This is a genomic window from Streptococcus mitis SK597, assembly GCF_000148545.1.
GTDB lineage: Bacteria > Bacillota > Bacilli > Lactobacillales > Streptococcaceae > Streptococcus > Streptococcus mitis_C.
This window is the reverse complement of record NZ_AEDV01000047.1, coordinates 1-24,898: the sequence shown is the minus strand read 5'-3', so window position 1 is coordinate 24,898 and position 24,898 is coordinate 1. Positions and strand designations below refer to the sequence as shown.

The 24,898-nt window shown below is 40.0% G+C and carries 19 protein-coding genes and 2 pseudogenes; 16 read left to right on the top strand and 5 right to left on the bottom strand.

All coding sequences use genetic code 11. The features are described 5' to 3' along the window. Together ciaR and ciaH are read left to right on the top strand one after the other, a co-directional pair. Positions 1-657, top strand: a 657-nt coding sequence (gene ciaR / locus SMSK597_RS08170) for a two-component system response regulator CiaR (protein WP_000320916.1), incomplete at its 5' end; no start/stop codon positions are given. Then, entirely contained in the window at positions 647-1,984 is a 1,338-nt protein-coding gene (gene ciaH, locus SMSK597_RS08165; protein WP_000491800.1) for a two-component system sensor histidine kinase CiaH, read from the top strand. The genes ciaR and ciaH, both read left to right, overlap by 11 nt. Before the next feature lie 135 nt (positions 1,985-2,119). Here the strand turns inward: ciaH and SMSK597_RS13340 are convergent. Together SMSK597_RS13340 and tnpA are read right to left on the bottom strand one after the other, a co-directional pair. Continuing rightward, a pseudogene (locus SMSK597_RS13340) lies at positions 2,120-2,303 on the bottom strand (hypothetical protein); the annotation flags it as partial. A 102-nt stretch (positions 2,304-2,405) separates the two neighbouring features. Continuing rightward, positions 2,406-2,740: pseudogene (gene tnpA, locus SMSK597_RS08160) on the bottom strand (IS200/IS605 family transposase); the annotation flags it as partial. Between the two features lie 259 nt (positions 2,741-2,999). On the opposite strand from tnpA, the gene SMSK597_RS08155 reads away from it, so the two are divergent. Then, entirely contained in the window at positions 3,000-6,530 is a 3,531-nt protein-coding gene (locus tag SMSK597_RS08155) for a pneumococcal-type histidine triad protein (RefSeq protein WP_000672614.1), read from the top strand. 281 nt (positions 6,531-6,811) lie between these two features. Here SMSK597_RS08155 and SMSK597_RS08150 read toward each other — a convergent pair whose 3' ends face one another. Both SMSK597_RS08150 and SMSK597_RS08145 read right to left on the bottom strand, forming a co-directional pair. Further along, positions 6,812-8,362 carry an ATP-binding cassette domain-containing protein gene (locus SMSK597_RS08150; RefSeq protein WP_025169685.1) on the bottom strand — a complete coding sequence of 517 codons (1,551 nt, stop codon included), beginning with the start codon at positions 8,360-8,362 and terminating at the stop codon, positions 6,812-6,814. 330 nt (positions 8,363-8,692) lie between these two features. After that, positions 8,693-9,022, bottom strand: a complete 330-nt coding sequence (locus SMSK597_RS08145) for a hypothetical protein (RefSeq protein ID WP_000389566.1) — start codon at positions 9,020-9,022, stop codon at positions 8,693-8,695. Between the two features lie 156 nt (positions 9,023-9,178). Between SMSK597_RS08145 and SMSK597_RS08140 the strand changes: the two genes are divergently transcribed. The 7 genes from SMSK597_RS08140 (at position 9,179) to SMSK597_RS08110 (ending at position 17,998) form a co-directional block, all read left to right on the top strand. Beyond that, a complete protein-coding gene (locus tag SMSK597_RS08140; RefSeq protein WP_000773217.1) occupies positions 9,179-9,721 on the top strand; it encodes a YceD family protein in 543 nt (180 codons plus the stop codon). After that, on the top strand, positions 9,721-10,350 hold the full coding sequence (nth, locus tag SMSK597_RS08135) for an endonuclease III (protein WP_000244444.1): 630 nt from the start codon (positions 9,721-9,723) through the stop codon (positions 10,348-10,350). The genes SMSK597_RS08140 and nth overlap by 1 nt, the downstream gene beginning before the upstream one ends. Before the next feature lie 210 nt (positions 10,351-10,560). Then, positions 10,561-11,082, top strand: a complete 522-nt coding sequence (pyrR, locus tag SMSK597_RS08130; protein ID WP_000850023.1) for a bifunctional pyr operon transcriptional regulator/uracil phosphoribosyltransferase PyrR — start codon at positions 10,561-10,563, stop codon at positions 11,080-11,082. A gap of 18 nt (positions 11,083-11,100) precedes the next feature. Next, positions 11,101-12,024, top strand: a complete 924-nt coding sequence (locus SMSK597_RS08125) for an aspartate carbamoyltransferase catalytic subunit (protein WP_001293830.1) — start codon at positions 11,101-11,103, stop codon at positions 12,022-12,024. 49 nt (positions 12,025-12,073) lie between these two features. Next, positions 12,074-13,153: a carbamoyl phosphate synthase small subunit gene (locus tag SMSK597_RS08120; protein ID WP_000166853.1), complete on the top strand. Its 1,080-nt coding sequence runs from the start codon at positions 12,074-12,076 to the stop codon at positions 13,151-13,153. 449 nt (positions 13,154-13,602) lie between these two features. Next, the gene (carB, locus tag SMSK597_RS08115; protein ID WP_004238020.1) at positions 13,603-16,779 is read left to right on the top strand and encodes a carbamoyl-phosphate synthase large subunit; all 3,177 of its coding nucleotides are present in this window, start codon (positions 13,603-13,605) and stop codon (positions 16,777-16,779) included. A gap of 301 nt (positions 16,780-17,080) precedes the next feature. Beyond that, on the top strand, positions 17,081-17,998 hold the full coding sequence (locus SMSK597_RS08110) for a bifunctional riboflavin kinase/FAD synthetase (RefSeq protein WP_000587437.1): 918 nt from the start codon (positions 17,081-17,083) through the stop codon (positions 17,996-17,998). Between the two features lie 87 nt (positions 17,999-18,085). On the opposite strand, the gene SMSK597_RS08105 is transcribed toward SMSK597_RS08110, so the two are convergent. Beyond that, entirely contained in the window at positions 18,086-18,934 is an 849-nt protein-coding gene (locus tag SMSK597_RS08105; protein ID WP_000592060.1) for a YitT family protein, read from the bottom strand. Positions 18,935-19,075: 141 nt separating this feature from the next. Between SMSK597_RS08105 and SMSK597_RS08100 the strand changes: the two genes are divergently transcribed. The 6 genes from SMSK597_RS08100 (at position 19,076) to SMSK597_RS08075 (ending at position 24,778) form a co-directional block, all read left to right on the top strand. Beyond that, the gene (locus SMSK597_RS08100; protein ID WP_000161380.1) at positions 19,076-19,915 is read left to right on the top strand and encodes a DegV family protein; all 840 of its coding nucleotides are present in this window, start codon (positions 19,076-19,078) and stop codon (positions 19,913-19,915) included. A gap of 107 nt (positions 19,916-20,022) precedes the next feature. Then, positions 20,023-20,298: an HU family DNA-binding protein gene (locus SMSK597_RS08095; protein ID WP_001284643.1), complete on the top strand. Its 276-nt coding sequence runs from the start codon at positions 20,023-20,025 to the stop codon at positions 20,296-20,298. Positions 20,299-20,686: 388 nt separating this feature from the next. Continuing rightward, positions 20,687-21,862 carry an A/G-specific adenine glycosylase gene (gene mutY / locus SMSK597_RS08090; protein WP_000886158.1) on the top strand — a complete coding sequence of 392 codons (1,176 nt, stop codon included), beginning with the start codon at positions 20,687-20,689 and terminating at the stop codon, positions 21,860-21,862. A gap of 55 nt (positions 21,863-21,917) precedes the next feature. Further along, a complete protein-coding gene (gene yycF / locus SMSK597_RS08085; RefSeq protein ID WP_000722071.1) occupies positions 21,918-22,625 on the top strand; it encodes a response regulator YycF in 708 nt (235 codons plus the stop codon). Continuing rightward, positions 22,618-23,967 (top strand): cell wall metabolism sensor histidine kinase VicK, encoded by a 1,350-nt coding sequence (vicK, locus tag SMSK597_RS08080; RefSeq protein ID WP_000593405.1) that lies wholly within the window; start codon positions 22,618-22,620, stop codon positions 23,965-23,967. Before yycF ends, vicK begins: the two co-directional genes overlap by 8 nt. A gap of 1 nt (position 23,968) precedes the next feature. Further along, positions 23,969-24,778: an MBL fold metallo-hydrolase gene (locus SMSK597_RS08075; RefSeq protein ID WP_001285401.1), complete on the top strand. Its 810-nt coding sequence runs from the start codon at positions 23,969-23,971 to the stop codon at positions 24,776-24,778. Positions 24,779-24,898: the final 120 nt, after the last annotated feature.

Sequence of the window (24,898 nt, the reverse complement as noted above, 5' to 3'; positions counted from 1 at the left end):
GTTGAGGATGACCTAGGCCTGTCAAATTCAGTATTTGACTTTTTAGACGATTTTGCGGATGTCATGCAGGTATTTGATGGGGAAGAAGGTCTCTACGAAGCCGAAAGTGGTGTCTATGACTTGATTTTGCTCGATTTGATGTTACCAGAAAAAAATGGCTTCCAAGTCTTGAAAGAATTGCGTGAAAAGGGAATTACGACACCAGTTCTGATTATGACTGCCAAGGAAAGTTTGGATGATAAGGGACATGGATTTGAACTGGGAGCGGATGATTATCTGACCAAGCCTTTCTACCTAGAAGAACTCAAAATGCGGATTCAGGCTCTTCTCAAACGTTCAGGTAAATTTAATGAAAATACGCTATCTTATGGAGATATTCTCATCAATTTATCAACCAATACCGTTAAGGTTGAAGATACTACTGTCGAATTGCTGGGGAAAGAGTTCGATTTATTGGTTTATTTCCTTCAAAATCAAAATGTTATTTTGCCTAAGACTCAGATTTTTGATCGTCTATGGGGATTTGATAGTGACACAACGATTTCGGTTGTCGAAGTTTATGTTTCAAAAGTCCGTAAGAAATTAAAAGGAACCACTTTTGCAGAGAATTTGCAAACCTTGCGCAGTGTTGGGTATATTTTAAAAGATGTTCAGTAAACTAAAAAAAACATGGTATGCGGATGACTTTAGTTATTTTATCCGCAACTTTGGTGTCTTTACCTTGATTTTCTCTACCATGACTTTGATTATTTTACAGGTCATGCATTCGAGTCTTTATACTTCGGTGGATGATAAGCTCCACGGACTGAGTGAAAATCCTCAAGCAGTTATTCAGCTGGCTGTAAATAGGGCAACAGAAGAGATTAAAGATTTAGAGAATGCCGCTACAGATACTAGTAAGACTGAGGTGAAACCCAATGTCAGTTCCAACACAGAAGTCATTCTTTTTGATAAGAATTTTACCCAGCTCCTTTCTGGAAATCGATTTTTGGGCTTGGATAAGATTAAGTTAGAGAAAAAAGAACTAGGACATATCTACCAGATTCAGGTTTTTAATAGCTATGGGCAGGAAGAAATCTATCGTATGATATTGATGGAAACCAATATCAGTTCGGTTTCAACTAATATCAAGTATGCCGCTGTCTTGATTAATACCAGTCAGTTGGAGCAGGCCAGTCAAAAGCATGAGCAATTAATTGTGGTTGTGATGGCAAGTTTCTGGATTTTGTCTTTGCTTGCCAGTCTCTATCTAGCTAGGGTCAGTGTTAGGCCCCTGCTTGAGAGCATGCAGAAGCAACAGTCCTTTGTGGAAAATGCCAGTCATGAGTTACGAACTCCACTTGCAGTTTTGCAAAATCGCTTAGAGACCCTCTTTCGTAAGCCGGAAGCTACCATTATGGATGTGAGCGAAAGCATTGCATCGAGTTTGGAAGAAGTCCGAAATATGCGTTTTTTGACGACAAACTTGCTGAACTTAGCTCGGAGAGATGATGGGATTAAGCCGGAGCTTGCAGAAGTTCCAACTAGTTTTTTCAATACGACTTTCACAAACTATGAGATGATTGCTTCGGAAAATGACCGTGTCTTCCGTTTTGAAAATCGTATTCATCGCACGATTGTCACAGATCAGCTTCTCTTGAAGCAGTTGATGACTATCCTATTTGATAATGCTGTCAAGTATACTGAAGAGGATGGTGAAATTGATTTTCTTATCTCGGCGACCGATCGCAATCTGTATTTACTGGTTTCTGATAATGGAGTCGGTATTTCGACAGAAGATAAGAAGAAAATTTTTGACCGCTTTTATCGAGTTGATAAGGCTAGAACGCGCCAAAAAGGTGGTTTTGGTTTAGGATTATCCCTAGCCAAGCAAATTGTAGATGCTTTAAAAGGAACCATTACTGTCAAAGATAATAAACCCAAGGGTACAATCTTTGAAGTGAAGATTGCCATCCACACACCATCTAAAAAGAAAAAATCATGACCACCCGTCTAACGGGTGGTTTGTCCCAGGGCTATAAGCCCAAATTACCAGCCAGCGCCCAAAGACGCTGGCTTTCACGTTGTTCAAGCCTTATTGCTCTTGACTCGTCACTCGCCTCTTAAAGAGGCTTTAGTATTACTTACCACTATTCCTAAAGGGAGGCTCATATTCTTTTACACTTAATTTATCTAGTGCTATATCATGCTTTACTCGTTCTCGAATTTTCATACTCGTGAAGAAATCATCCACTGGATAATTTCTTTACTCTTGAATATATTTCTTAATTGTGGCTTCATTGAGTCCAACTTGTGCTTAAGTATAGTAGATTGAAATAAGATATGAACAAATAGATTAGGAAAGTCAAATTAATGTATAGAAATATTTTAGCAGTCGTGGCGTACTATTCTTGATTCAATCTACTATAATAACCTTCTGCCCCAAAATACCGATTCCCAAACTTGTACTTGAGATTGGCGTGTTTATCAAACATCATGAGTGCACTTTTTCCTTTTAAATAACCCATGAAACTCGAAACACTTATCCTTGGTGGAATACTGACTAACATGTGTACATGGTCTGGCATTAAGTGACCATCGATAATTTCAACTCCTTTATAACTACACAAGCGATGAAATATCTCTCATAAACTACTTCGATATTGATTATAGATCACTTTTCGTCTATACTTAGGGGTGAACACAATGTGATAGAACAGTGCCACTTTGTGTGCGATAAACTATGAGTCTTTTGTGCCATATTTTTCTCCTTTCGCTTTACAATTGGCTTGAACACCTTTATTGTATCGCGTTTGGAGTTTTTTGGGTATAACCTTCGACGCGCACCCGTTTTAGGGGTGGTCATGATTAAAATAACATAAAAATCTTGACAGATAAGTTTAAAAAAGGTAAACTATTTACTGGTTAATTAAATGGTTAAATAATCGGTTTAGAAAAACTATTTAATCAAGTAAAGGAAGTTAAGAAAAAGCTTCACCATTTATTGAAATGAGGGATTTATGAAATTCAGTAAAAAATATATAGCAGCCGGATCGGCTGTTATCGTATCCTTGAGTCTTTGTGCTTATGCACTGAACCAGCATCGTTCGCAGGAAAATAGGGACAACAATCGTGTCTCTTATGTGGATGGCAGTCAGTCAAGTCAGAAAACTGAAAACCTGACACCAGATCAGGTTAGCCAGAAAGAAGGAATTCAGGCTGAGCAAATTGTCATCAAAATTACAGATCAGGGCTATGTGACGTCACACGGCGACCACTATCATTACTATAATGGGAAAGTTCCTTATGATGCCCTCTTTAGTGAAGAACTCTTGATGAAGGATCCAAACTACAAACTTAAGGATGGAGATATTGTCAATGAGGTCAAGGGTGGTTATATCATCAAGGTCGATGGAAAATATTATGTCTACCTGAAAGATGCAGCTCATGCTGATAATATTCGAACTAAAGATGAAATCAATCGTCAAAAACAAGAACATGTCAAAGATAATGAGAAGGTCAGTTCAGATGTTGCTGTAGCAAGGTCTCAGGGACGCTATACGACAGATGATGGTTATGTCTTTAATCCAGCTGATATTATCGAAGATACGGGTGATGCTTATATCGTTCCTCATGGAGGTCACTATCACTACATTCCAAAAAGTGATTTGTCTGCTAGTGAATTAGCAGCCGCTAAAGCTCATCTGGCTGGGAAAAATACGCAACCGAGTCAGTTAAGCTATTCTTCAGAAGCTAGTGACAATAACACGCAATCTGTAGCAGAAGGATCAACTAGCAAGCCAGAAAGCAAAGTTGAAAATCTCCAAAGTCTTTTGAAAGAACTCTATGATTCGCCTAGTGACCAACGTTACAGTGAATCAGACGGTCTGGTTTTTGATCCTGCTAAGATTATCAGCCGTACACCAAATGGAGTTGCGATTCCGCACGGCGACCATTACCACTTTATTCCTTACAGCAAGCTCTCTGCTTTAGAAGAAAAGATTGCTAGAATGGTGCCTATCGGTGAAACTGGTTCTACAGTTTCTACAAATGAAAAACCTAATAAAGTAGCGTCTAACCTAGGAAGTCTTTCAAGCAATCCTTCTTCTTCAACGACAAGTAAGGAACTCTCTTCAACATCTGATGGCTATATCTTTAATCCTAAAGATATTGTCGAAGAAACAGCCACAGCTTATATCGTAAGACATGGTGACCATTTCCATTACATTCCAAAATCGACCGTAATTGGGCAACCGACTCTTCCAAACAATGGTCTAACAACACCTTCGCCATCTCTTCCAGTCAATCCTAGTGTTTCACATGAGGAACATGAAGAAGGTGGACACGGCTTTGATGCCAATCGTATTATTGCTGAAGATGAGCAAGGCTTTATTATGAGTCATGGTGATCATAACCATTACTTCTTCAAGAAGGACTTGACAGCAGACCAAATTAAGGCAGCGCAGGATCACTTGAAAGGGGCAAATACAGTAACACCAAGTCCAGCCCATGATGACGATCACGATGAAGATCATCATGGACACCATCATGATGAAGACCATGATCACGGTTTTGATGCTAATCGTGTCATCAGTGAGGATGAACAAGGCTTTGTCATGAGTCATGGTGACCATAATCATTACTTCTTCAAGAAGGATTTGACAGCTGAACAAATTAAGGCAGCTCAGGATCATTTGAAGACACATCATGATGCAGAACCTGTAAAACCTCTTGCTAAAACGGTAGAGTCTTTCTCAAGAGATGCTAGCGATGAAGAAAAGATTGCTTATATTTCTAAAACATACGGTGTTCCACTTGAAGCTATTAGAATTTCAAACGGATTCTTTGTCTTTGGAAATCCAGACCAAGCCTACGATCCAACTCATATCCACCCATATGCTGTTCGTAAGGAACACGTTCGGATTCCTCTTCAAACTGGAAATCCAGAACTTGATTTCCTAAATGAACTTTACACGACTGCTTTGCGAGATGGTGTGTCTCCTTATAGTTTGCAGGTAGAAAATGGTAGTTTTGTGATCCCTCATGGTGACCACAATCACTACATCAAGGTGCAAACTAAGGGCTATGAAATGGCTTTGAAAAATAAAATTCCAGCTCTACAATCCAACTACCAACCTGGAGCTTTTGATGAGAAGGTAGTTTTGGCAAAAGTAGATCAACTTCTAGCTGATAGCGGAAGTATCTACAAAGATAAGCCTATTGAACAAAGACAGATTGAGTTAGCCTTAGGTCAGTTTACTGAAAACATGAAGAAACTGGCAACTAACTCTACAGCAGGTTATCTTGCAACCCTTGATCTCTTTGATAAGCAATATATCCATATTGATGAAAGTGTTAAACCTGTTGAAACAAGCGCTCTAGATAAGAAATATCAGGCTTTGATTGATAAAATCAATACTCTTGATACAGACTCTTATGGACTTCCAAAGAAAGATCTTCTCGTTCGACTCCAGGAAGCTAAGTTGGCTAAAGATGAGGCTGGTTTAGCAGCGGTTGAATCACAACTTCAAGCCTTGCAAGACTTTAATGACCGAACAGGTGTTACAACTGTAGAATACATCAAGTATTTCTACGAACACGTAAATGACGGTCGTTTGAGTGATGAACTTCGAAACAAAGTAGCTCGGTTGACTTGGACCTTGTATCAATCTCAATCCTTCCTTAAGGCAGCAGAATTGAACAAATTATTTCCAAGCATCTATCAGGCAAAACAAGAAGTGGAAGAAGCTTTGAAAGCTCAACCAACTACTGCTAAATCGACTCAGACAGTTCTAGATACTGAAAAAGTAGATAACCAAACTGCCAAGACAGCTATTTATGGCTTCTTGAAAGAATTGTATGGAGACTTTATGCCTGAAGAGCATGTCAATCATGTTAGCAAGGAACAAGTAGAAAATCTCTTGAGCAAGGCAACTCAACTCTTAGAGCAAATCCAAGAAGAAGGAATCAGACAATCCTTAGCAGAAGAAGTAGAAAATCTCAAAGCTGCCACAAACAAAGCTGATGCAGATTTGGATGAAGTAAATAGTCAGGTGAAAGATGTCTTGAGTCGTATCGCCAGCGCTCTTCAACAAGAAAAGGAAAATGCTGAACAAGATCCTCAGACACTTGTACTCTATCAAAAACTCTATGATATTCTCATATCGCTTCACTCTTATTTAGAAAGTAATAATGGATCTGATGCGGACTTTGATAAAGTGGATGCATTACTAGATCAACTTTCTGCTAAGAGTAAAGACAAAGCAGCTTTACTTGAATTGACAAAAGCTATCCTAGTCTTGAATCACCAAATCCAGTCAAAAGCTAGCGCGAGTGAAGAAGCAACTCCAGCAACAAATGCTGAAGCAAATGGTGATAAGACAAGTGCTGAGAACCAACCAAACGCAGCTGCAGAATCTAACAGTGAAACTGCAAGGGACGAAAACAAACCAAGCAACGCAACAGATTCTAAATCTGCTGAACCAGCTTCAGAAAAGGAAACAACAGAATCTCCAACAAGTACTGGAAATCAAGAAAAACCAGTAGAATAAAAAAGTTTGTGGTCGTAGATCTAGGAGATTTTCCCATTCAAGGCTGTTTCCTATTTCTCATTGAAATTATAAACCATGGCAAGATAAGAAAACGAGCATTTCCAACTGAGGAGGTGCTCGTTTTTTGATAGTTAGAAGTAGTTTTTATCCGTCTATTTAGAGTTGATTACAAATGATCTTGAAAGAAATTATTGACTTGAATGTGGATATAAGATTTATTCACTGATTATAATGTTTAAATAGCGCTCCAAAGCAAAGAATTATCCTAATGAGTATGAATCTTATAAATTAACTACCTCAAGACCATTTTCTGTCAAACGATAGATACTCGTACAGACTTCATTTAAGAAACGTCGATCATGCGAAACAGTGATGAGACCGCCAGGATAAGTGGCAAAGAGTTTTCTGATTTGGGGTTGAGAAGTTGGAGAAAAATTTCGTGTAGGTTCATCCAGCAGGAGAAAGTTTGGTTTTCGTAGCACTAAATTCAAAAGTAGGAGTTTACCTTGTTGTCCGCCAGATAAGGAGCGAATTTGATGCTGCATTTCTGTATAACTAAAATTGAGACTGGCTAGGTGAGATTGGATTTTCTGCAGTTCCTCTTTTTCTCCAGTTTTGCTGAGGTAGGCTATTGGTGATAAATCCAATTTCAGTTTTTTGTGGTAATCTTGTGGCATAAAACCAAGCGAAATCTCTCTTTTATCATTAAGAAGTTGCTTTAATTTAGCTAATAGAGTTGATTTCCCAATACCATTTGGGCCAATGATACCGATTTTTTCTTGGCCACGAACAGTTAGTTGAAGTCCTTGAGTCAAAACTCGCTCACCAATGGACAAATTCTCTTTTTCCAGTTGGATTAAGACTTTAGAAGCCGGTAATGGCTGTATATCTGAGAAGAAAAGTCTGATTTCTTCCTCTTCAAGTGGCTTTTGGGTCATGGAATGAGCTGTCTTTTCAAAGCGTTTTTCTTGAGAGAGAACATTTTTCATCTTTTTAGCCAATAGGCGACCGGCAGTACTGTCTTTAGTAGCTCGAAGCGCAGTTTCTACATTTTGCTTGACTCGCCGATGTTTTTCCATGGTTTTATCGTAGGCTCTTTGGTCGTTGGCTGCTTGCTGGCTTTGTCTGGCAAAATTAGCCTTTCTCTGCTCACTATAGCAATCATAGTCTAAATGCTCTACTAGCGTTTCGGCTTCTTTTCGGTGCTTGACCAGTCGCAAGTGGACAATAGTGTCGGCCGTTTGAGACAGAAAGTCCTCATCATGGGAGATGAAAATAACAGTTTGCCGAATCTTTCGAATCTGATTTTTTAGCCAATCAACCGTCTCAAGATCTAGGTCATTTGAAGGTTCATCTAAAAATAGAATCTCAAAGGGGTTGGCTAACTCATGGATGAGCTGAATTTTCAAAGCTTCGCCCCCTGATAGACTGCCAATCTTTTGGTCGCTAGCGAATCGATTGCTATCAAAATGCAATTCCTCAGCCAAACGATAGAGGACACTGTAGTCTAAATCAATAGAATCTAAAAAGAAGTAGTCGTGTAGACTTCTCTTTTTCAGCTCCTCGGGAAGTTTTTGAGGAATGTAGGCTATTGATTGATAATCAGATTGAATGTCTCCCCTGATAGTGAAATCAGGCAAAGCTTCCCCCATTAAAGTTTTAAGCAAGGTTGATTTGCCATTTCCTTCTTCAGCAATAATAGCAACCTTTTCCCCGTCTTGGATAGTCATGGTTAGGTCAGATACAAGATCTCGTAGATCTTTGTTTTGAGTGATGGTTAGATGATTGATTTTTATCATATTGTTGCCCTTTCTAGAATGTCGATAGTGCATAACAAAAAGCTCTACTTTATCTAGTAGAGCCCAAAGTCACTGTCAAAACTCTATTATCCTCGTTGAAAAACTCGTCAAACTAGCTTGGAGTTGCCTAACCCAACCCAAGAGGAGCATAGCTTTCTAGTTTTTTGATTTTCATAGATGATAAAGTACTAGAAAATCTAGTACAAAAAGAGCATGCAAAAAGAGACAAAAACAAGATCTACTAAATAAAGTTCTTTATTTGATAGACTTAGTTGTTCATGTCTCCCTTACCTCCGAGTATTAGTACCTCTATCCTATACCTTTCAGGATATTTTGTCAACAGAAAACTGATAATTCTAATCTCTAGAATCCAAAAACAGGTTCATAAAGAGTTAGTATGTGTTTGATATGCTCGTAATGGAACTTGTCATAGTTGCGCCAAGCGGTACATGCTTGATCGTTCAATTTTAGACTACCCAGTCCAATAAGTAGACTGGTACGTTGGTAAAATTTCTCAAGGTCGATTAAAATACTGTTGTCCAACTTTTCCGCTTTTTTGAGCTCTTGCATAGTAGTGTTTAGTAGCTCTTGTAGTCGAATATCATCTGCCGTACCCTGTTTGCAGCTTTGGAAACTTTTATTTAACTCGGATAGGAGTTGGGTTGCATTAGTAATCAGTTCTTTGTCTTCCATGTGAGCATCCTCCTTTATTGCCTATAGTATAGCACTAAAAAAACAAAAACATTATAGTAAATGTGTTGAAAATCGAATGTTAATTACAAAGTTTGGTGGGCTGATTTGTAGCCTTTTCATGGTATAATCAAGAGAGTAAATCTTTATGGAGGAAGTATGAAATTAAATATTCAAGAAATTCGTAAGCAGTCTGAAGGCTTGCATTTTGAACAAACGTTAGATCTAGTTGCTGACCTGCGTGCACGTAATCAAGAAATTTTAGATGTAAAAGATATCCTTGCAGTTGGGAAAGTACAGTACGAAGACCGTATGTATTTCTTAGATTATCAACTATCTTATACCATTGTTCTTGCTTCAAGTCGCAGTATGGAGCCAGTTGAGTTAGTTGAATCTTATCCAGTAACGGAAGTTTTCATGGAAGGGGCAACTAATCAGCTAGATCAAGAAGTTTTAGACGATGATTTGGTCCTTCCTATCGAAAATGGAGAACTTGACCTTGCTGAGAGCGTGTCAGACAATATCCTACTAAATATTCCTATCAAGGTCTTGACGGCTGAAGAAGAAGCTGGTCAAGGATTTGTTTCAGGAAATGACTGGCAAATCATGACAGAGGAAGAATACCAAGCTCAACAAGCAGTTAAGAAAGAAAAAAACAGTCCTTTTGCTGGCTTACAAGGACTATTTGATGGAGACGAATAATGGTCTTGTCAAAAAAACGTGCACGAAAGGTGCTAGAAGAAATCATTGCTCTTTTTCCAGATGCCAAGCCTAGTCTTGATTTCACCAATCATTTTGAACTCTTGGTTGCGGTCATGTTGTCAGCCCAGACGACGGATGCAGCGGTAAATAAGGCCACACCAGGTCTCTTTGCTGCCTTTCCAACGCCACAAGCCATGTCTGTTGCAACAGAAAGTGAAATTGCTTCACACATTTCTCGCCTGGGACTGTATCGAAATAAGGCTAAATTTCTTAAAAAATGTGCCCAACAGTTACTAGATGATTTTGATGGTCAAGTCCCTCAGACTCGTGAAGAATTAGAAAGTCTGGCAGGTGTTGGTCGTAAGACAGCCAATGTTGTCATGAGTGTGGGCTTTGGAATTCCAGCTTTTGCAGTGGATACTCATGTGGAGCGTATTTGTAAGCACCACGATATTGTCAAAAAATCAGCGACACCTCTTGAGGTGGAAAAGCGGGTCATGGATATCTTGCCACCGGAGCAGTGGTTAGCTGCCCATCAGGCCATGATTTATTTTGGAAGAGCCATTTGTCATCCTAAAAATCCAGAGTGTGACCAGTACCCACAGTTATATGATTTTAGCACTTTATAAGATGGGGGCTCAAAAGTTTTTGCTTGATTTTAGGCCCGCTTTGTGCTATAGTAATTGATAACTAAATATTCCTTTAAACCTGTCCCGTGAGGCAGGCAAGGAGCGTGATAAAGTAGAAGGGTGAAGTCTATACTGTGTGCAGTAGGGCTCGCTTGGCTATACATTTCAAGTCTCCTTGTTTAAGGAGACTTTTCTTTTTGGAGGTTTGTCATGAAGACAAAAGAAGTTGTAGACGAATTGACCGTCAAACGAGCGATTACGCGTATTACTTATGAGATTATCGAACGTAACAAAGATTTGAATAAAATCGTCTTGGCTGGTATTAAAACTCGTGGTGTCTTTATCGCCCACCGAATCCAAGAACGTTTGGAGCAGCTAGAAAATCTTTCAGTTCCTGTTGTGGAATTGGATACTAAACCTTTCCGTGATGATGTTAAAAGTGGAGAAGATACTTCTTTGGTTTCTGTTGATGTGACAGACCGTGAAGTTATCTTGGTGGATGATGTGCTCTATACAGGTCGTACCATCCGTGCTGCTATTGATAATATTGTCGGTCATGGTCGTCCTGCGCGTGTGAGTTTAGCAGTTTTAGTCGATCGTGGACATAGAGAATTGCCAATCCGTCCAGATTACGTTGGAAAAAACATCCCAACTAGTCGTTCTGAAGAAATCATCGTAGAGATGGCAGAACTTGATGGCCAAGACAGAGTTCTGATTACTGAAGAAGCTTAGAAAGCTAAAGGAGTAGCCATGTCAGAAAATCAACAAGCATTGAACCATGTGGTGTCCATGGAAGACCTCACTGTCGATCAAGTCATGAAATTGATCAAGCGAGGAATTGAGTTTAAAAACGGAGCTCAGCTTCCTTATGAAGACCATCCGATTGTTTCCAATCTTTTCTTTGAGGATTCTACACGGACGCATAAGTCCTTTGAAGTGGCAGAGATTAAACTGGGATTGGAACGACTTGACTTTGATGTGAAGACTAGTTCAGTCAATAAGGGTGAGACACTTTATGATACCATTTTGACTCTGTCTGCTTTAGGAGTGGATGTCTGTGTGATTCGCCACCCAGAGGTTGACTACTACAGAGAGTTAATTGCTAGTCCCACGATTACGATTTCCATCATCAATGGTGGAGATGGTTCGGGCCAACACCCTAGCCAGAGCTTGCTTGATTTGATGACTATTTATGAGGAATTTGGCCACTTTGAGGGTCTCAAGGTTGCGATTGCAGGTGACTTGGACCACTCGCGCGTTGCCAAATCCAATATGCAGATTTTGAAACGCTTGGGAGCTGAACTTTATTTTGCTGGACCTGAGGAATGGAGAAGTCAAGAGTTTGCAGACTATGGACAGTTTGTAACCATTGATGAAATCATTGATCAGGTGGAGGTCATGATGTTTCTCCGTGTGCAACATGAACGCCATAATAGTGGAGCTGTCTTTTCAAAAGAAGACTACCATGCTCAACATGGTTTGACTCAAGAACGTTATGACCGTTTGAAAGAAACAGCAATCCTCATGCACCCAGCTCCAGTCAACCGTGATGTAGAAATCGCAGACCACTTGGTTGAAGCACCAAAATCACGGATTGTCCAACAAATGACTAATGGTGTCTTTGTTCGAATGGCAATCTTAGAATCCGTACTGGCGAGTAGAAACGCCAACTAAAACACAAGACGTTAAAAGACGCCAGTGAGCGTCCACGAGAGGTGAAAATATGACAAAAAGACTTCTAGTACTAGAAGATGGCACAGTTTTTGAAGGTAAGGCCTTCGGAGCAGATATTGATGTAACAGGCGAAATTGTCTTTAATACAGGAATGACCGGCTACCAAGAATCCATTACAGACCAGTCTTATAATGGACAAATCTTGACCTTTACTTATCCTTTGGTAGGAAATTATGGAATCAACCGTGATGATTACGAATCCATTATTCCAACTTGTAAGGGAGTTGTCGTTTTCGAAGAAGCACGTAGAGCAAGCAACTGGCGAAATCAAATGACCTTGGATGAATTTTTGAAAGCCAAGAAAATTCCTGGTATTTCAGGGATTGATACACGTGCTCTTACCAAGATTATTCGTAAGCATGGTACTATGCGTGCAACCTTGACCCATGTTGGGGACAGCATGGACCATGTAACTGACCAGCTCCAAGCAACAGTCTTGCCGACTGACAATATCAAACAAGTTTCTACTAAAACATCCTATCCAGCTCCAGGAGTTGGTTTGAGCGTGGTGCTAGTGGACTTTGGTCTCAAGCACTCAATCCTACGTGAACTTTCTAAACGCAACTGTAACGTGACCGTCGTTCCTTATTCGACAACGGCTGAAGAAATTCTCCACCTCAATCCTGACGGAGTTATGTTGTCAAATGGTCCAGGTAATCCAGAAGACGTTCCACAGGCACTGGATATGATTCGCGGTGTGCAAGGAAAAATTCCAATTTTTGGTATTTGTATGGGGCACCAACTCTTTGCTATGGCAAACGGGGCTAAGACTTACAAGATGAAGTTTGGTCACCGTGGATTCAACCATGCGGTACGCGAAATTGCTACAGGCCGTGTAGACTTTACCAGCCAGAACCATGGTTATGCAGTTAGCCGTGAGGATTTACCAGAGCACTTGATCATTACCCATGAAGAAATCAATGACAAGTCAGTTGAAGGTGTGCGCCACAGATACCAACCTGCTTTCTCTGTTCAATACCACCCAGACGCAGCCCCTGGTCCACACGACGCTAGCTACCTATTTGACGAGTTTATCGAGATGATGGAAGCATTTAAACAATCAAACTAAGAACGAGTGATAGCTCGTCGGAGAATTTATGTAACTGAACACGGACGGAAAGCTCGGAATTTAGAGAAACCAACTTGGATTGTTAATCCTTCCTTGGTTTCCTAAAATTCAATCGTTTTCTATTTGTCCTTTGTATCTTATTTAATGGCAACCCGAGAGTTGCCAAATAGAAAGGCAGGTCGTTTCTTTTAGTCGCTATCAGGCGAACTAAAAACTCCCTGCACTAGATTTTTTACCGAAAAGTATCGTTTCGTTAAAAAAATCGTCGGAGAATTTATTTAATGGCAACCTGAGAGTTGCCGAATAGAAAGGAGAAGGGTACTCCGTATTTGCTGAACTGAATACGGGCTACGGACGGTGCTAAAAAGATAGTTATTCCTAGAACTGACAGTTCTTCGTCATAACTCCTATTTTAGCTTTGTCCGCTTGACGCCCTTAATATCTTATATATGCCTAAACGTACTGATATTCAAAAAATTATGGTGATTGGTTCTGGTCCGATTATTATTGGTCAGGCTGCTGAGTTTGACTACGCAGGGACTCAGGCTTGCTTGTCGTTGAAAGAGGAAGGTTATGAGGTTGTCTTGGTTAACTCAAACCCTGCCACCATCATGACGGACAAGGAAATTGCTGATAAGGTTTATATTGAACCGATTACTCTTGAGTTTGTAACGCGTATTCTTCGTAAGGAGCGTCCAGATGCCTTGCTACCAACCCTTGGTGGGCAAACTGGTCTTAATATGGCCATGGAATTGTCTAAGAATGGTATTTTGGATGAGCTTGGAGTGGAACTTCTGGGAACTAAATTATCTGCTATTGACCAAGCGGAGGATCGTGACCTCTTTAAACAATTGATGGAGGAACTTGAGCAACCAATTCCTGAATCTGAAATTGTTAATACAGTAGAAGAAGCAGTTGCCTTTGCAGCAACAATTGGCTACCCAGTCATCGTCCGTCCAGCCTTTACACTTGGTGGTACTGGTGGTGGTATGTGTGCCAACGAGGAAGAATTGCGTGAAATCGCTGAAAATGGTTTGAAATTGTCACCTGTTACCCAATGTTTGATTGAGCGTTCAATCGCAGGTTTCAAGGAAATTGAGTACGAAGTGATGCGTGACTCAGCTGACAATGCTTTGGTTGTTTGTAACATGGAAAACTTTGACCCAGTTGGGATTCACACAGGAGATTCCATTGTATTTGCCCCAGCGCAGACTATGTCAGACTATGAAAACCAAATGCTTCGTGACGCCAGCTTAAGCATTATCCGTGCTCTTAAGATTGAAGGGGGATGTAACGTTCAGCTAGCCCTTGATCCACACAGCTTCAAGTACTATGTCATCGAAGTAAACCCTCGTGTATCCCGTTCGTCAGCTCTTGCTTCAAAAGCAACAGGTTATCCGATTGCAAAATTGGCTGCCAAGATTGCAGTTGGCTTGACCTTGGATGAGGTTATCAACCCAGTCACAGGTTCAACCTATGCCATGTTTGAACCAGCTCTCGACTATGTCGTTGCCAAGATTCCACGTTTCCCATTTGACAAGTTTGAAAAAGGTGAGCGCCGTCTGGGTACCCAGATGAAGGCGACTGGAGAAGTCATGGCTATCGGTCGAAACATCGAAGAATCTCTCCTTAAGGCTTGTCGTTCACTTGAAATTGGGGTGCACCACAATGAAATGCCTGAACTTGCAGCAGTTTCTGATGATGCCTTGATTGAAAAAGTAGTCAAAGCCCAGGATGACCGTCTCTTCTATGTATCAGAAGCCATTCGCCGCGGTTATACACCAGAAGAAATTGCTGAATTGACTAAGATTGATATCTTCTATCTTGATAAACTTTTGCATATCTTTGAAATTGAGCAAGAATTAGGTGCCCATCCACAGGATCTTGAAGTTTTGAAAACCGCAAAATTGAATGGTTTCTCAGACCGTAAGATTGCTGAACTTTGGGAAACGACTGCAGACCAAGTTCGCCAGCTTCGCTTGGAAAACAAGATTGTCCCAGTCTACAAGATGGTAGATACTTGTGCGGCAGAATTTGACTCTGAAACACCATATTTCTATTCAACCTATGGTTGGGAAAACGAGTCTATCAAGTCTGATAAGGAATCTGTACTTGTACTAGGTTCAGGTCCAATCCGTATCGGTCAGGGCGTTGAGTTTGACTACGCAACTGTTCACTCTGTTAAGGCTATCCAGGCTGCTGGCTATGAGGCCATCATCATGAACTCAAACCCAGAGACCGTTTCTACAGACTTTTCTGTATCAGATAAGCTTTACTTTGAACCATTGACATTCGAAGATGTTATGAACGTCATTGACTTGGAGCAACCAAAAGGGGTTATCGTTCAGTTCGGTGGTCAAACAGCTATCAACCTTGCGGAGCCATTGGCACAAGCAGGTGTGACCATTTTGGGAACTCAAGTCGCTGACCTAGACCGTGCCGAAGACCGCGACCTCTTCGAGCAAGCCCTTAAAGACCTGGATATTCCACAGCCACCAGGACAAACGGCTACCAATGAAGAAGAAGCAGTTCTTGCAGCTCGCAAGATTGGTTTCCCAGTCCTCGTTCGCCCATCTTATGTTTTAGGTGGACGTGCTATGGAAATCGTAGAAAATGAAGAAGATCTTCGTTCTTACATGCGAACTGCTGTTAAGGCTAGTCCAGACCACCCAGTTCTTGTCGATTCTTACATTGTTGGTCAGGAGTGCGAAGTTGATGCCATCTCAGACGGAGAAAATGTTCTCATTCCTGGTATCATGGAGCACATCGAACGAGCTGGTGTTCACTCAGGTGACTCAATGGCCGTTTACCCACCACAAACCTTGTCGCAAAAGGTGCAAGAAACCATCGCAGACTATACGAAACGCCTAGCAATCGGCCTTAACTGTCTTGGAATGATGAACATCCAGTTTGTCATCAAGGATGAAAAAGTCTACGTTATTGAGGTCAATCCACGTGCCAGCCGTACCGTTCCATTCCTTTCTAAGGTGACCAATATTCCTATGGCTCAAGTAGCAACCAAGCTCATTCTTGGTCAAAAACTTGAAGAACTTGGCTACCAAGATGGACTTTACCCTGAAAGCACCCGTGTTCATATCAAGGCACCTGTCTTCTCCTTTACCAAACTAGCTAAGGTAGACAGCTTGCTCGGTCCTGAAATGAAGTCAACAGGTGAAGTTATGGGTTCTGATGCTACTTTGGAAAAAGCTCTCTATAAAGCTTTTGAAGCTTCTTACTTACACTTGCCAACCTTTGGAAATGTAGTCTTCACCATCGCTGATGATGCCAAAGAAGAAGCCTTGGACTTGGCTCGTCGTTTCCAAAACATTGGCTATGGAATCCTTGCGACAGAAGGGACAGCAGCCTTCTTTGCCAGTCATGGATTGCAAGCCCAACCTGTTGGTAAGATTGGTGATGACGATAAGGATATTCCAAGTTTTGTACGCAAAGGAAGAATTCAAGCTATCATTAACACAGTAGGAACAAAACGAACTGCTGACGAAGATGGTGAGCAAATCCGCCGTTCAGCTATTGAACACGGGGTGCCACTCTTTACAGCCCTAGATACAGCTAACGCCATGCTCAAAGTATTGGAAAGCCGTAGTTTTATCACAGAAGCAATTTAGTTTAGAAAAGTTTTTCACAGTTTAAAAGCCAGCGTCAGAAAACGCTGGCTTTTGCGATATTAGTGCAGGCTATTCAACTATCAGTTCTTCACTCAAGGATGATTATGAATTGTGATACGATAAGAATAAATTGGGAATGGCTTATGATGTTAATCGTTCACCTTTTTTGTAATTCTAGTATATCAGAGTCAATATATATTTGCATGCTACTCCTTTTGCAAAAATGGCTATTTCAGGTTAAAAAAACGACATTTCAGATTTTCTGTTCCAGAAATAGCTATCGCTATGATATAATTATTTTATGATTATTACTATTCCTATAAAAAACCAAAAAGATATTGGCACACCATCTGATTCAGTCGTTGTTCTCGGCTATTTTGATGGTATACATAAGGGGCATCAAGAATTATTTCGTGTTGCCAATAAGGCTGCGAGAAAAGATTTGTTGCCTATCGTTGTTATGACCTTTAATGAATCTCCAAAGATTGCTTTAGAGCCTTATCATCCTGATTTGTTTTTACATATTTTAAATCCTGCTGAACGTGAAAGGAAATTAAAGCGCGAAGGTGTAGAAGAATTATATCTCCTTGATTTTAGTAGTCAATTCGCTAGTCTCACGGCAGAAGAATTTTTTGCAACTTATATCAAGGCTATGAATGCCAAAATTATTGTTGCAGGTTTTGATTATACATTTGGTTCTGACAAAAAAACAGCAGAAGATTTAAAGGATTACTTTGATGGAGAAGTTATCATTGTTCCACCTGTAGAAGATGAGAAAGGAAAGATTAGTTCAACTCGTATCCGTCAAGCTATTTTAGATGGAAATGTGAAAGAAGCAGGAGAACTTTTGGGGGCACCGCTTCCATCAAGAGGTATGGTGGTTCATGGCAATGCTCGTGGTCGTACGATTGGTTATCCAACAGCTAATTTAGTGCTTTTAGACCGTACTTATATGCCAGCAGATGGCGTTTATGTCGTTGATGTTGAGATTCAAAGACAGAAGTATCGTGCTATGGCTAGTGTCGGGAAAAACGTGACCTTTGATGGAGAAGAAGCACGTTTTGAAGTCAATATTTTTGATTTTAATCAAGATATTTATGGGGAAACCGTCATGGTTTATTGGCTTGATCGCATTCGAGATATGACCAAATTTGACTCAGTTGACCAATTAGTGGATCAGTTAAAGGCTGATGAAGAAGTAGCTCGGAATTGGTCTTAAGAGTTTGAGTAAAGAAAAAAGAGGTTGTTTGTAACCAAAAAGATAGATGATTTAGTCTAACTTTTGAGGTCACGACATTACCTCTTTTTATTCTTTTTCAAAGGTAAATCCTTCTCCAAGGATTTCATGGGCTTCTGTAATGGTTATAAAGGCTTGAGGATCGATTCGATGAATCATTTCCTTCATTTTCACAATCTCATTTCTGCCGACAATACAGTAAATGATTTTCAAATCTTTTTGACTATAATAGCCTTGACCGGAAATAAAAGTAACACCTCTTCCTAGGTCATCATTGATTGCCTTAGCAAGGTGGTCAGGACGTTTTGTGATAATCATAAAGCCTTTACCTGCGTAGCCACCTTCGCCAATCAAATCAATAACACGCGAAACGATAAAATCAAATAAGAGTGTGTAGGAAACCAATCTCAAATCCTTGAAGATAAGGAGAATGAGCATGAGAATACAAAAATCTAAGATAAAAAGTAGTTTCCCCATTGATATATGAGTGTATTTGTTGAGAATACGAGCTAGAATATCAGTTCCGCCAGTTGTACCTCCAGCATTAAAGATAATTCCAAGGCCAATTCCCAATAGAATTCCCGCTATAAGGGCTGTGATTAGTAAATCACCTTGAAGATCAATATGAAGGGGAATACGCTCAAAAAAAGCCAACCAGGCAGACAAAGATAAGGTTCCAAGCAGACTAGAATAGAGAGATTTTGCTCCAAATATTTTCCAAGCTAGGATGAAAAGGGGAATGTTAATCAGCAAGTTCATGAGCGAAACAGGGATTTTAAAAAGATAAAAGGTGATAAGGGTAATACCTGTTGCCCCTCCTTCAAAGAGATGATGAGGAACTACAAAATAAGTCAGTCCAAAAGCATAAATAGCAGCACCTAGTAAAATGGTAAAAATGGGGTAAATTTTTTTAATCATAGGACACCTCTTTTCTTATAAGATGATTATATCAAATTTTTACGGAAAATTTGATTGACTCCATTAGGATTTTTAATCTTTTTTTGATATAATTAGAAGTAAGAAAACCAATCTGAATCCTAAAATAGAAAGATTGATACTATGACAAAAATTAAGATTGTAACCGATTCATCTGTTACTATTGAACCAGCACTAGTAAAACAATTAGATATTACAATTGTTCCATTATCTGTAATGATTGATAATGTTGTTTATTCTGATGCGGATTTGAAAGAAGAAGGTAAATTTCTTCAGTTGATGCAAGCAAGTAAGAATCTTCCTAAGACAAGTCAACCGCCTGTAGGTGTCTTCGCTGAAGTTTTTGAAGACCTATGCAAAGATGGTAGCCAGATTCTTGCTATTCATATGTCCCATGCTCTTTCGGGGACTGTAGAAGCAGCACGCCAAGGTGCCAGCCTATCTACTGCCGACGTGACAGTTATCGATAGTTCCTTTACTGACCAAGCCTTGAAATTCCAAGTTGTCGAAGCTGCTAAATTAGCGCAAGAAGGCAAAGAGTTGGAGGAAATTTTAACTCGCATAGAAGAGGTTAAAAATCACACAGAACTCTATATTGGCGTTTCGACTTTGGAAAATCTAGTAAAAGGTGGACGAATTGGTCGTGTAACTGGATTGTTAAGCTCACTTCTCAATATCCGTGTTGTCATGCAAATGAAAGACCATGAATTGCAGCCAATGGTTAAAGGTCGTGGTGCTAAAACTTTTAAAAAATGGTTGGATGAGTTGATAACATCACTCGCTGAACGTTCTGTAGCAGAAATTGGAATTTCATATTCTGGTAGTGCTGATTGGGCAAAAGAGATGAAAGAAAGCTTACAAGCCTATGTTGAAAAGCCAATTTCTGTTTTAGAAACCGGTTCTATTATTCAGACTCATACAGGCGAGAATGCGTGGGCTATTTTGGTACGTTACCATTCCTAAAAAAATAAAGAAAATGCGAATAAACAGCGTTTTTAACTTGACCTATAAGGAATTTTAGGATATGATTATATTTGTTAATTAGAAATTAATTTGGAGGAATCATTAACATGGCAAACAAACAAGATTTGATCGCTAAAGTAGCAGAAGCTACAGAATTGACTAAGAAAGACTCAGCAGCAGCAGTTGAAGCTGTATTTTCAGCAGTAACTGACTACCTTGCAGCTGGTGAAAAAGTTCAATTGATCGGTTTTGGTAACTTTGAAGTTCGTGAGCGTGCTGCACGTAAAGGTCGCAACCCACAAACTGGTAAAGAAATCACAATTGCAGCTTCTAAAGTTCCAGCATTCAAAGCTGGTAAAGCTCTTAAAGACGCTGTTAAATAATTAGCCTTTAAAAAGCCTATTGTATCAAGCTTTCTAGCTTGGTCAGTAGGCTTTTTTTTGTAGTTTTAGGGTATTTTTAGGGCAAAACACTATTTTTTCACTTGTTTTAGGATGATATCAACCAGCATTTTCGTTATTTTCTAAGAGTGCTGAGTTTTTATTGTTTATTAGTACGATTATCAACTATTTTAAATAAGACTATATCTCTAGCTTATTTGTTTTACAATCAAACCTTGAAAGTGGATAATCACATTCTCCGATACTTTATTGATTTTCAGTTGAAGTCATATCAAATATCTAAGTAAATAGAAAAGTTATATACTATCTATTGAAAATATTATAAATCAGATACAAAGACAGGTGAAATCTTCTGTGTTATACTAGAGATATGTTAGATTTGAAAGAATACGGTATCGTCATGTGGCCAGAGAGGAAGATTGTTTCTTTTCGTAAGAAACTTCTCACTTGGTATGATGAAAACAAACGAGATTTACCTTGGAGGAGAAGTAGAAACCCTTATCATATCTGGGTATCTGAAATCATGCTCCAGCAGACCAGGGTGGATACGGTTATTCCTTATTATGAACGATTCTTGGACTGGTTTCCGACAGTGGAAAGTTTGGCGAATGCGCCTGAAGAGCGTTTGTTGAAGGCTTGGGAAGGTTTGGGTTATTATTCTCGAGTTCGTAATATGCAGGCTGCAGCCCAGCAAATTATGACTGACTTTGGTGGCCAATTTCCAAACACCTATAAAGGAATTTCCAGTTTGAAAGGAATTGGCCCCTACACAGCAGGAGCGATTTCCAGCATTGCTTTTAACTTGCCTGAGCCAGCTGTAGATGGTAATGTTATGCGTGTTTTGGCCCGTCTGTTCGAAGTCAACCATGATATTGGGATTCCAAGTAATCGCAAAATTTTTCAGGCAATGATGGAAATCTTGATTGACCCAGAGCGTCCGGGTGACTTTAATCAAGCTTTGATGGACTTAGGATCTGATATTGAGGCACCAGTTAATCCTAGGCCAGAAGAAAGCCCGGTTAAGGACTTTAGTGCGGCATATCAGAACGGAAGCATGGATCGTTATCCAATTAAGGCTCCCAAGAAAAAGCCAATTCCCATTTATCTTAAAGCCTTAGTGGTCAAAAATACTCAGGGACAATTTTTACTTGAAAAAAATGAAAGCGAAAAGCTATTGGCAGGTTTTTGGCATTTCCCACTGGTAGAAGTAGATGGCTTTTCGGAAGAGGAACAGTTTGACCTCTTCCATCAGGTTGCAGAAGAAAGTGTGAATTTTGGCCCCAGTCCAGAAGAGAGTTTCCAGCAGGACTATGACCTAGATGTTGATTGGCTTGATGTTTATTTTGACACTGTCAAGCATGTCTTTAGTCATCGCAAATGGCATGTTCAAATTGTAGCAGGTCAGGTGACTGACTTCCATGAGTTTTCAGATAGGGAAGTTCGCTGGCTTTCACCAAAAGAGTTTAAGAATTACCCACTTGCCAAACCCCAACAAAAAATCTGGCAGGCTTATGTACAAGCCAACTTAGACAGTAGCAAAGACTAGCTATTGTGTCTTCTTGCTATTTTTTTGGTATAATAGTAGAGAAAAAGGTGAACATATGAAAAAAATATTAATTGTAGATGATGAAAAACCAATCTCGGATATTATCAAGTTTAATATGACCAAGGAAGGTTACGAGGTTGTAACTGCTTTTAACGGTCGTGAAGCGCTAGAACAATTTGAAGCAGAGCAACCAGATATTATTATTTTGGATTTGATGCTTCCAGAAATTGATGGTTTAGAAGTTGCGAAGACTATTCGGAAGACTAGTAGTGTGCCTATTATCATGCTGTCAGCTAAGGATAGCGAATTTGATAAGGTTATCGGTTTAGAGCTTGGGGCGGATGACTATGTGACAAAACCCTTCTCAAATCGTGAGTTGCAGGCGCGTGTTAAAGCTCTTCTTCGTCGCACGGACTTGGCTTCTGTAGATAATCAAGAATCAGATGAAAATAAAACTCAACCCTTGCAAATTGGGGACTTGGAGATTGTTCCAGATGCCTATGTTGCTAAGAAATACGGTGAAGAACTAGACTTAACCCACCGTGAATTTGAGCTTTTGTATCACTTGGCTTCTCATATCGGTCAAGTAATTACGCGTGAACACTTGCTTGAAACGGTCTGGGGGTATGATTATTTCGGAGATGTTCGAACAGTTGACGTAACCATCAGACGTTTGCGTGAGAAGATTGAAGACACACCAAGTCGTCCTGAGTATATCCTAACACGTCGCGGTGTTGGTTATTATATGAGAAATAATGATTAAACTAATTAAAGATACAGTTTTAACCAGTGATTTTATCTTTATCCTCATTCTACTTGGCTTTATTTTAGTAGTGACCTTACTTTTGCTAGAAAATCGTCGGGATAATATTCGGTTGAAGCAAATCAATCAAAAGGTAAAAGACCTGATTGCAGGAGATTATTCTCAGGTATTGGATATGCAGGGAAGCTCTGAAATTACCAATATTACTAATAATCTCAATGATTTATCAGAAGTAATTCGTTTAACCCAAGAAAATCTGGAACAAGAGAGTAAACGATTGCACAGTATCCTCTCATACATGACAGACGGAGTCCTTGCGACCAATCGTCGTGGCAAGATTACCATGATTAATGACATGGCTAAGAAACAGCTGGGTGTTCAGAAGGAAGAGGTTCTCAATAAAAGTATTCTTGAATTGCTTAAGATTGAAGATGAGTATGAACTTCGTGATTTGATTACCCAAGTTCCTGAGCTTATGATTGATTCTCAGGATGCCAATGGTGAATATCTGAGCCTTCGTGTACGTTTTGCCTTGGTTCGTCGTGAGTCTGGCTTTATTTCTGGTTTGGTTGCTGTTTTACATGATACGACAGAGCAGGAGAAGGAAGAACGGGAACGGAGACTCTTTGTTTCGAACGTTAGTCATGAGTTAAGGACGCCTCTGACTAGTGTAAAATCCTATCTTGAAGCTTTGGACGAGGGGGCCTTGTCAGAACCTGTCGCACCAGATTTTATCAAGGTGTCTCTAGACGAAACCAACCGTATGATGCGGATGGTGACAGATCTTCTTCATCTTTCAAGGATTGATAATGCAACCAGTCACCTGGATGTGGAATTGATCAATTTCACTGCCTTTATAACCTTTATCCTCAACCGTTTTGATCAGATAAGAGGGCAGGATGAAGAGAAGAAATATGAACTGGTGAGAGATTATCCCATTACCTCAGTCTGGATAGAGATAGATACAGATAAGATGACACAGGTGATTGATAACATTCTCAACAATGCCATCAAATATTCTCCAGATGGTGGAAAAATCACAGTAACGATGAAGACAACTGATGATCAGATGATTTTATCCATTTCAGACCAAGGATTGGGGATACCAAAACAAGATTTACCACGTATCTTTGACCGTTTCTATCGTGTGGATCGTGCTAGAAGTCGTGCCCAGGGAGGTACTGGTTTAGGACTAGCTATTGCTAAAGAGATTATCAAACAACATAAGGGATTTATTTGGGCCAAGAGTGAATACGGTAAGGGATCAACCTTCACCATTGTGCTCCCTTATGATAAGGATGCAGTAAAAGAAGAAGTATGGGAGGACGAAGTAGAAGATTAGAATGAGTGACACAGGCTTTAAATACAGTATTTTAGCGTCGGGTTCCAGTGGAAATTCCTTTTATCTGGAAACACCAAAAAAGAAGTTTTTAGTAGATGCTGGCTTGTCTGGCAAGAAAATCACCAGCCTACTTGCTGAAATTAATCGCAAGCCAGAAGATTTGGATGCCATCCTGATTACGCATGAGCATTCAGACCATATCCATGGAGTGGGTGTTTTGGCTCGAAAGTATGGTATGGATCTTTATGCCAATGAAAAGACCTGGCAGGCTATGGAGAATAGTAAGTATCTTGGCAAGGTGGATTCTTCGCAAAAACATATCTTTGAAATGGGCAAAACCAAAACCTTTGGAGATATCGACATCGAGAGTTTTGGTGTGAGCCATGATGCAGTCGCACCGCAGTTCTATCGCTTTATGAAGGATGATAAGAGTTTTGTCCTTTTGACAGATACAGGTTATGTCAGTGACCGTATGGCAGGGATTGTCGAAAATGCAGATGGCTATCTTATCGAGTCCAACCATGATGTAGAAATTTTGCGAGCAGGTTCTTACGCTTGGCGACTCAAACAACGAATCCTATCTGACCTAGGTCACCTTTCTAATGAGGACGGTGCTGAGGCCATGATTCGGACGCTAGGAAACCGCACTAAGAAAATCTACCTTGGACATTTATCTAAGGAGAACAATATCAAGGAGCTAGCTCACATGACCATGGTCAATCAGCTGGCTCAAGCTGATCTGGGAGTTGGAGTAGACTTTAAGGTATATGATACCTCACCAGATACCGCAACACCATTGACAGATATATAAAAGAGACGGGAAAAAGTCTTTAAAATTAAAGGTTCTTTGTCAACTGTAGTGGGTTGAAGAAAAGCTAAGCTCGAGAAAGGGCAAATTTTGTCCTTTCTTTTTTGATATTGCGAATCGTGG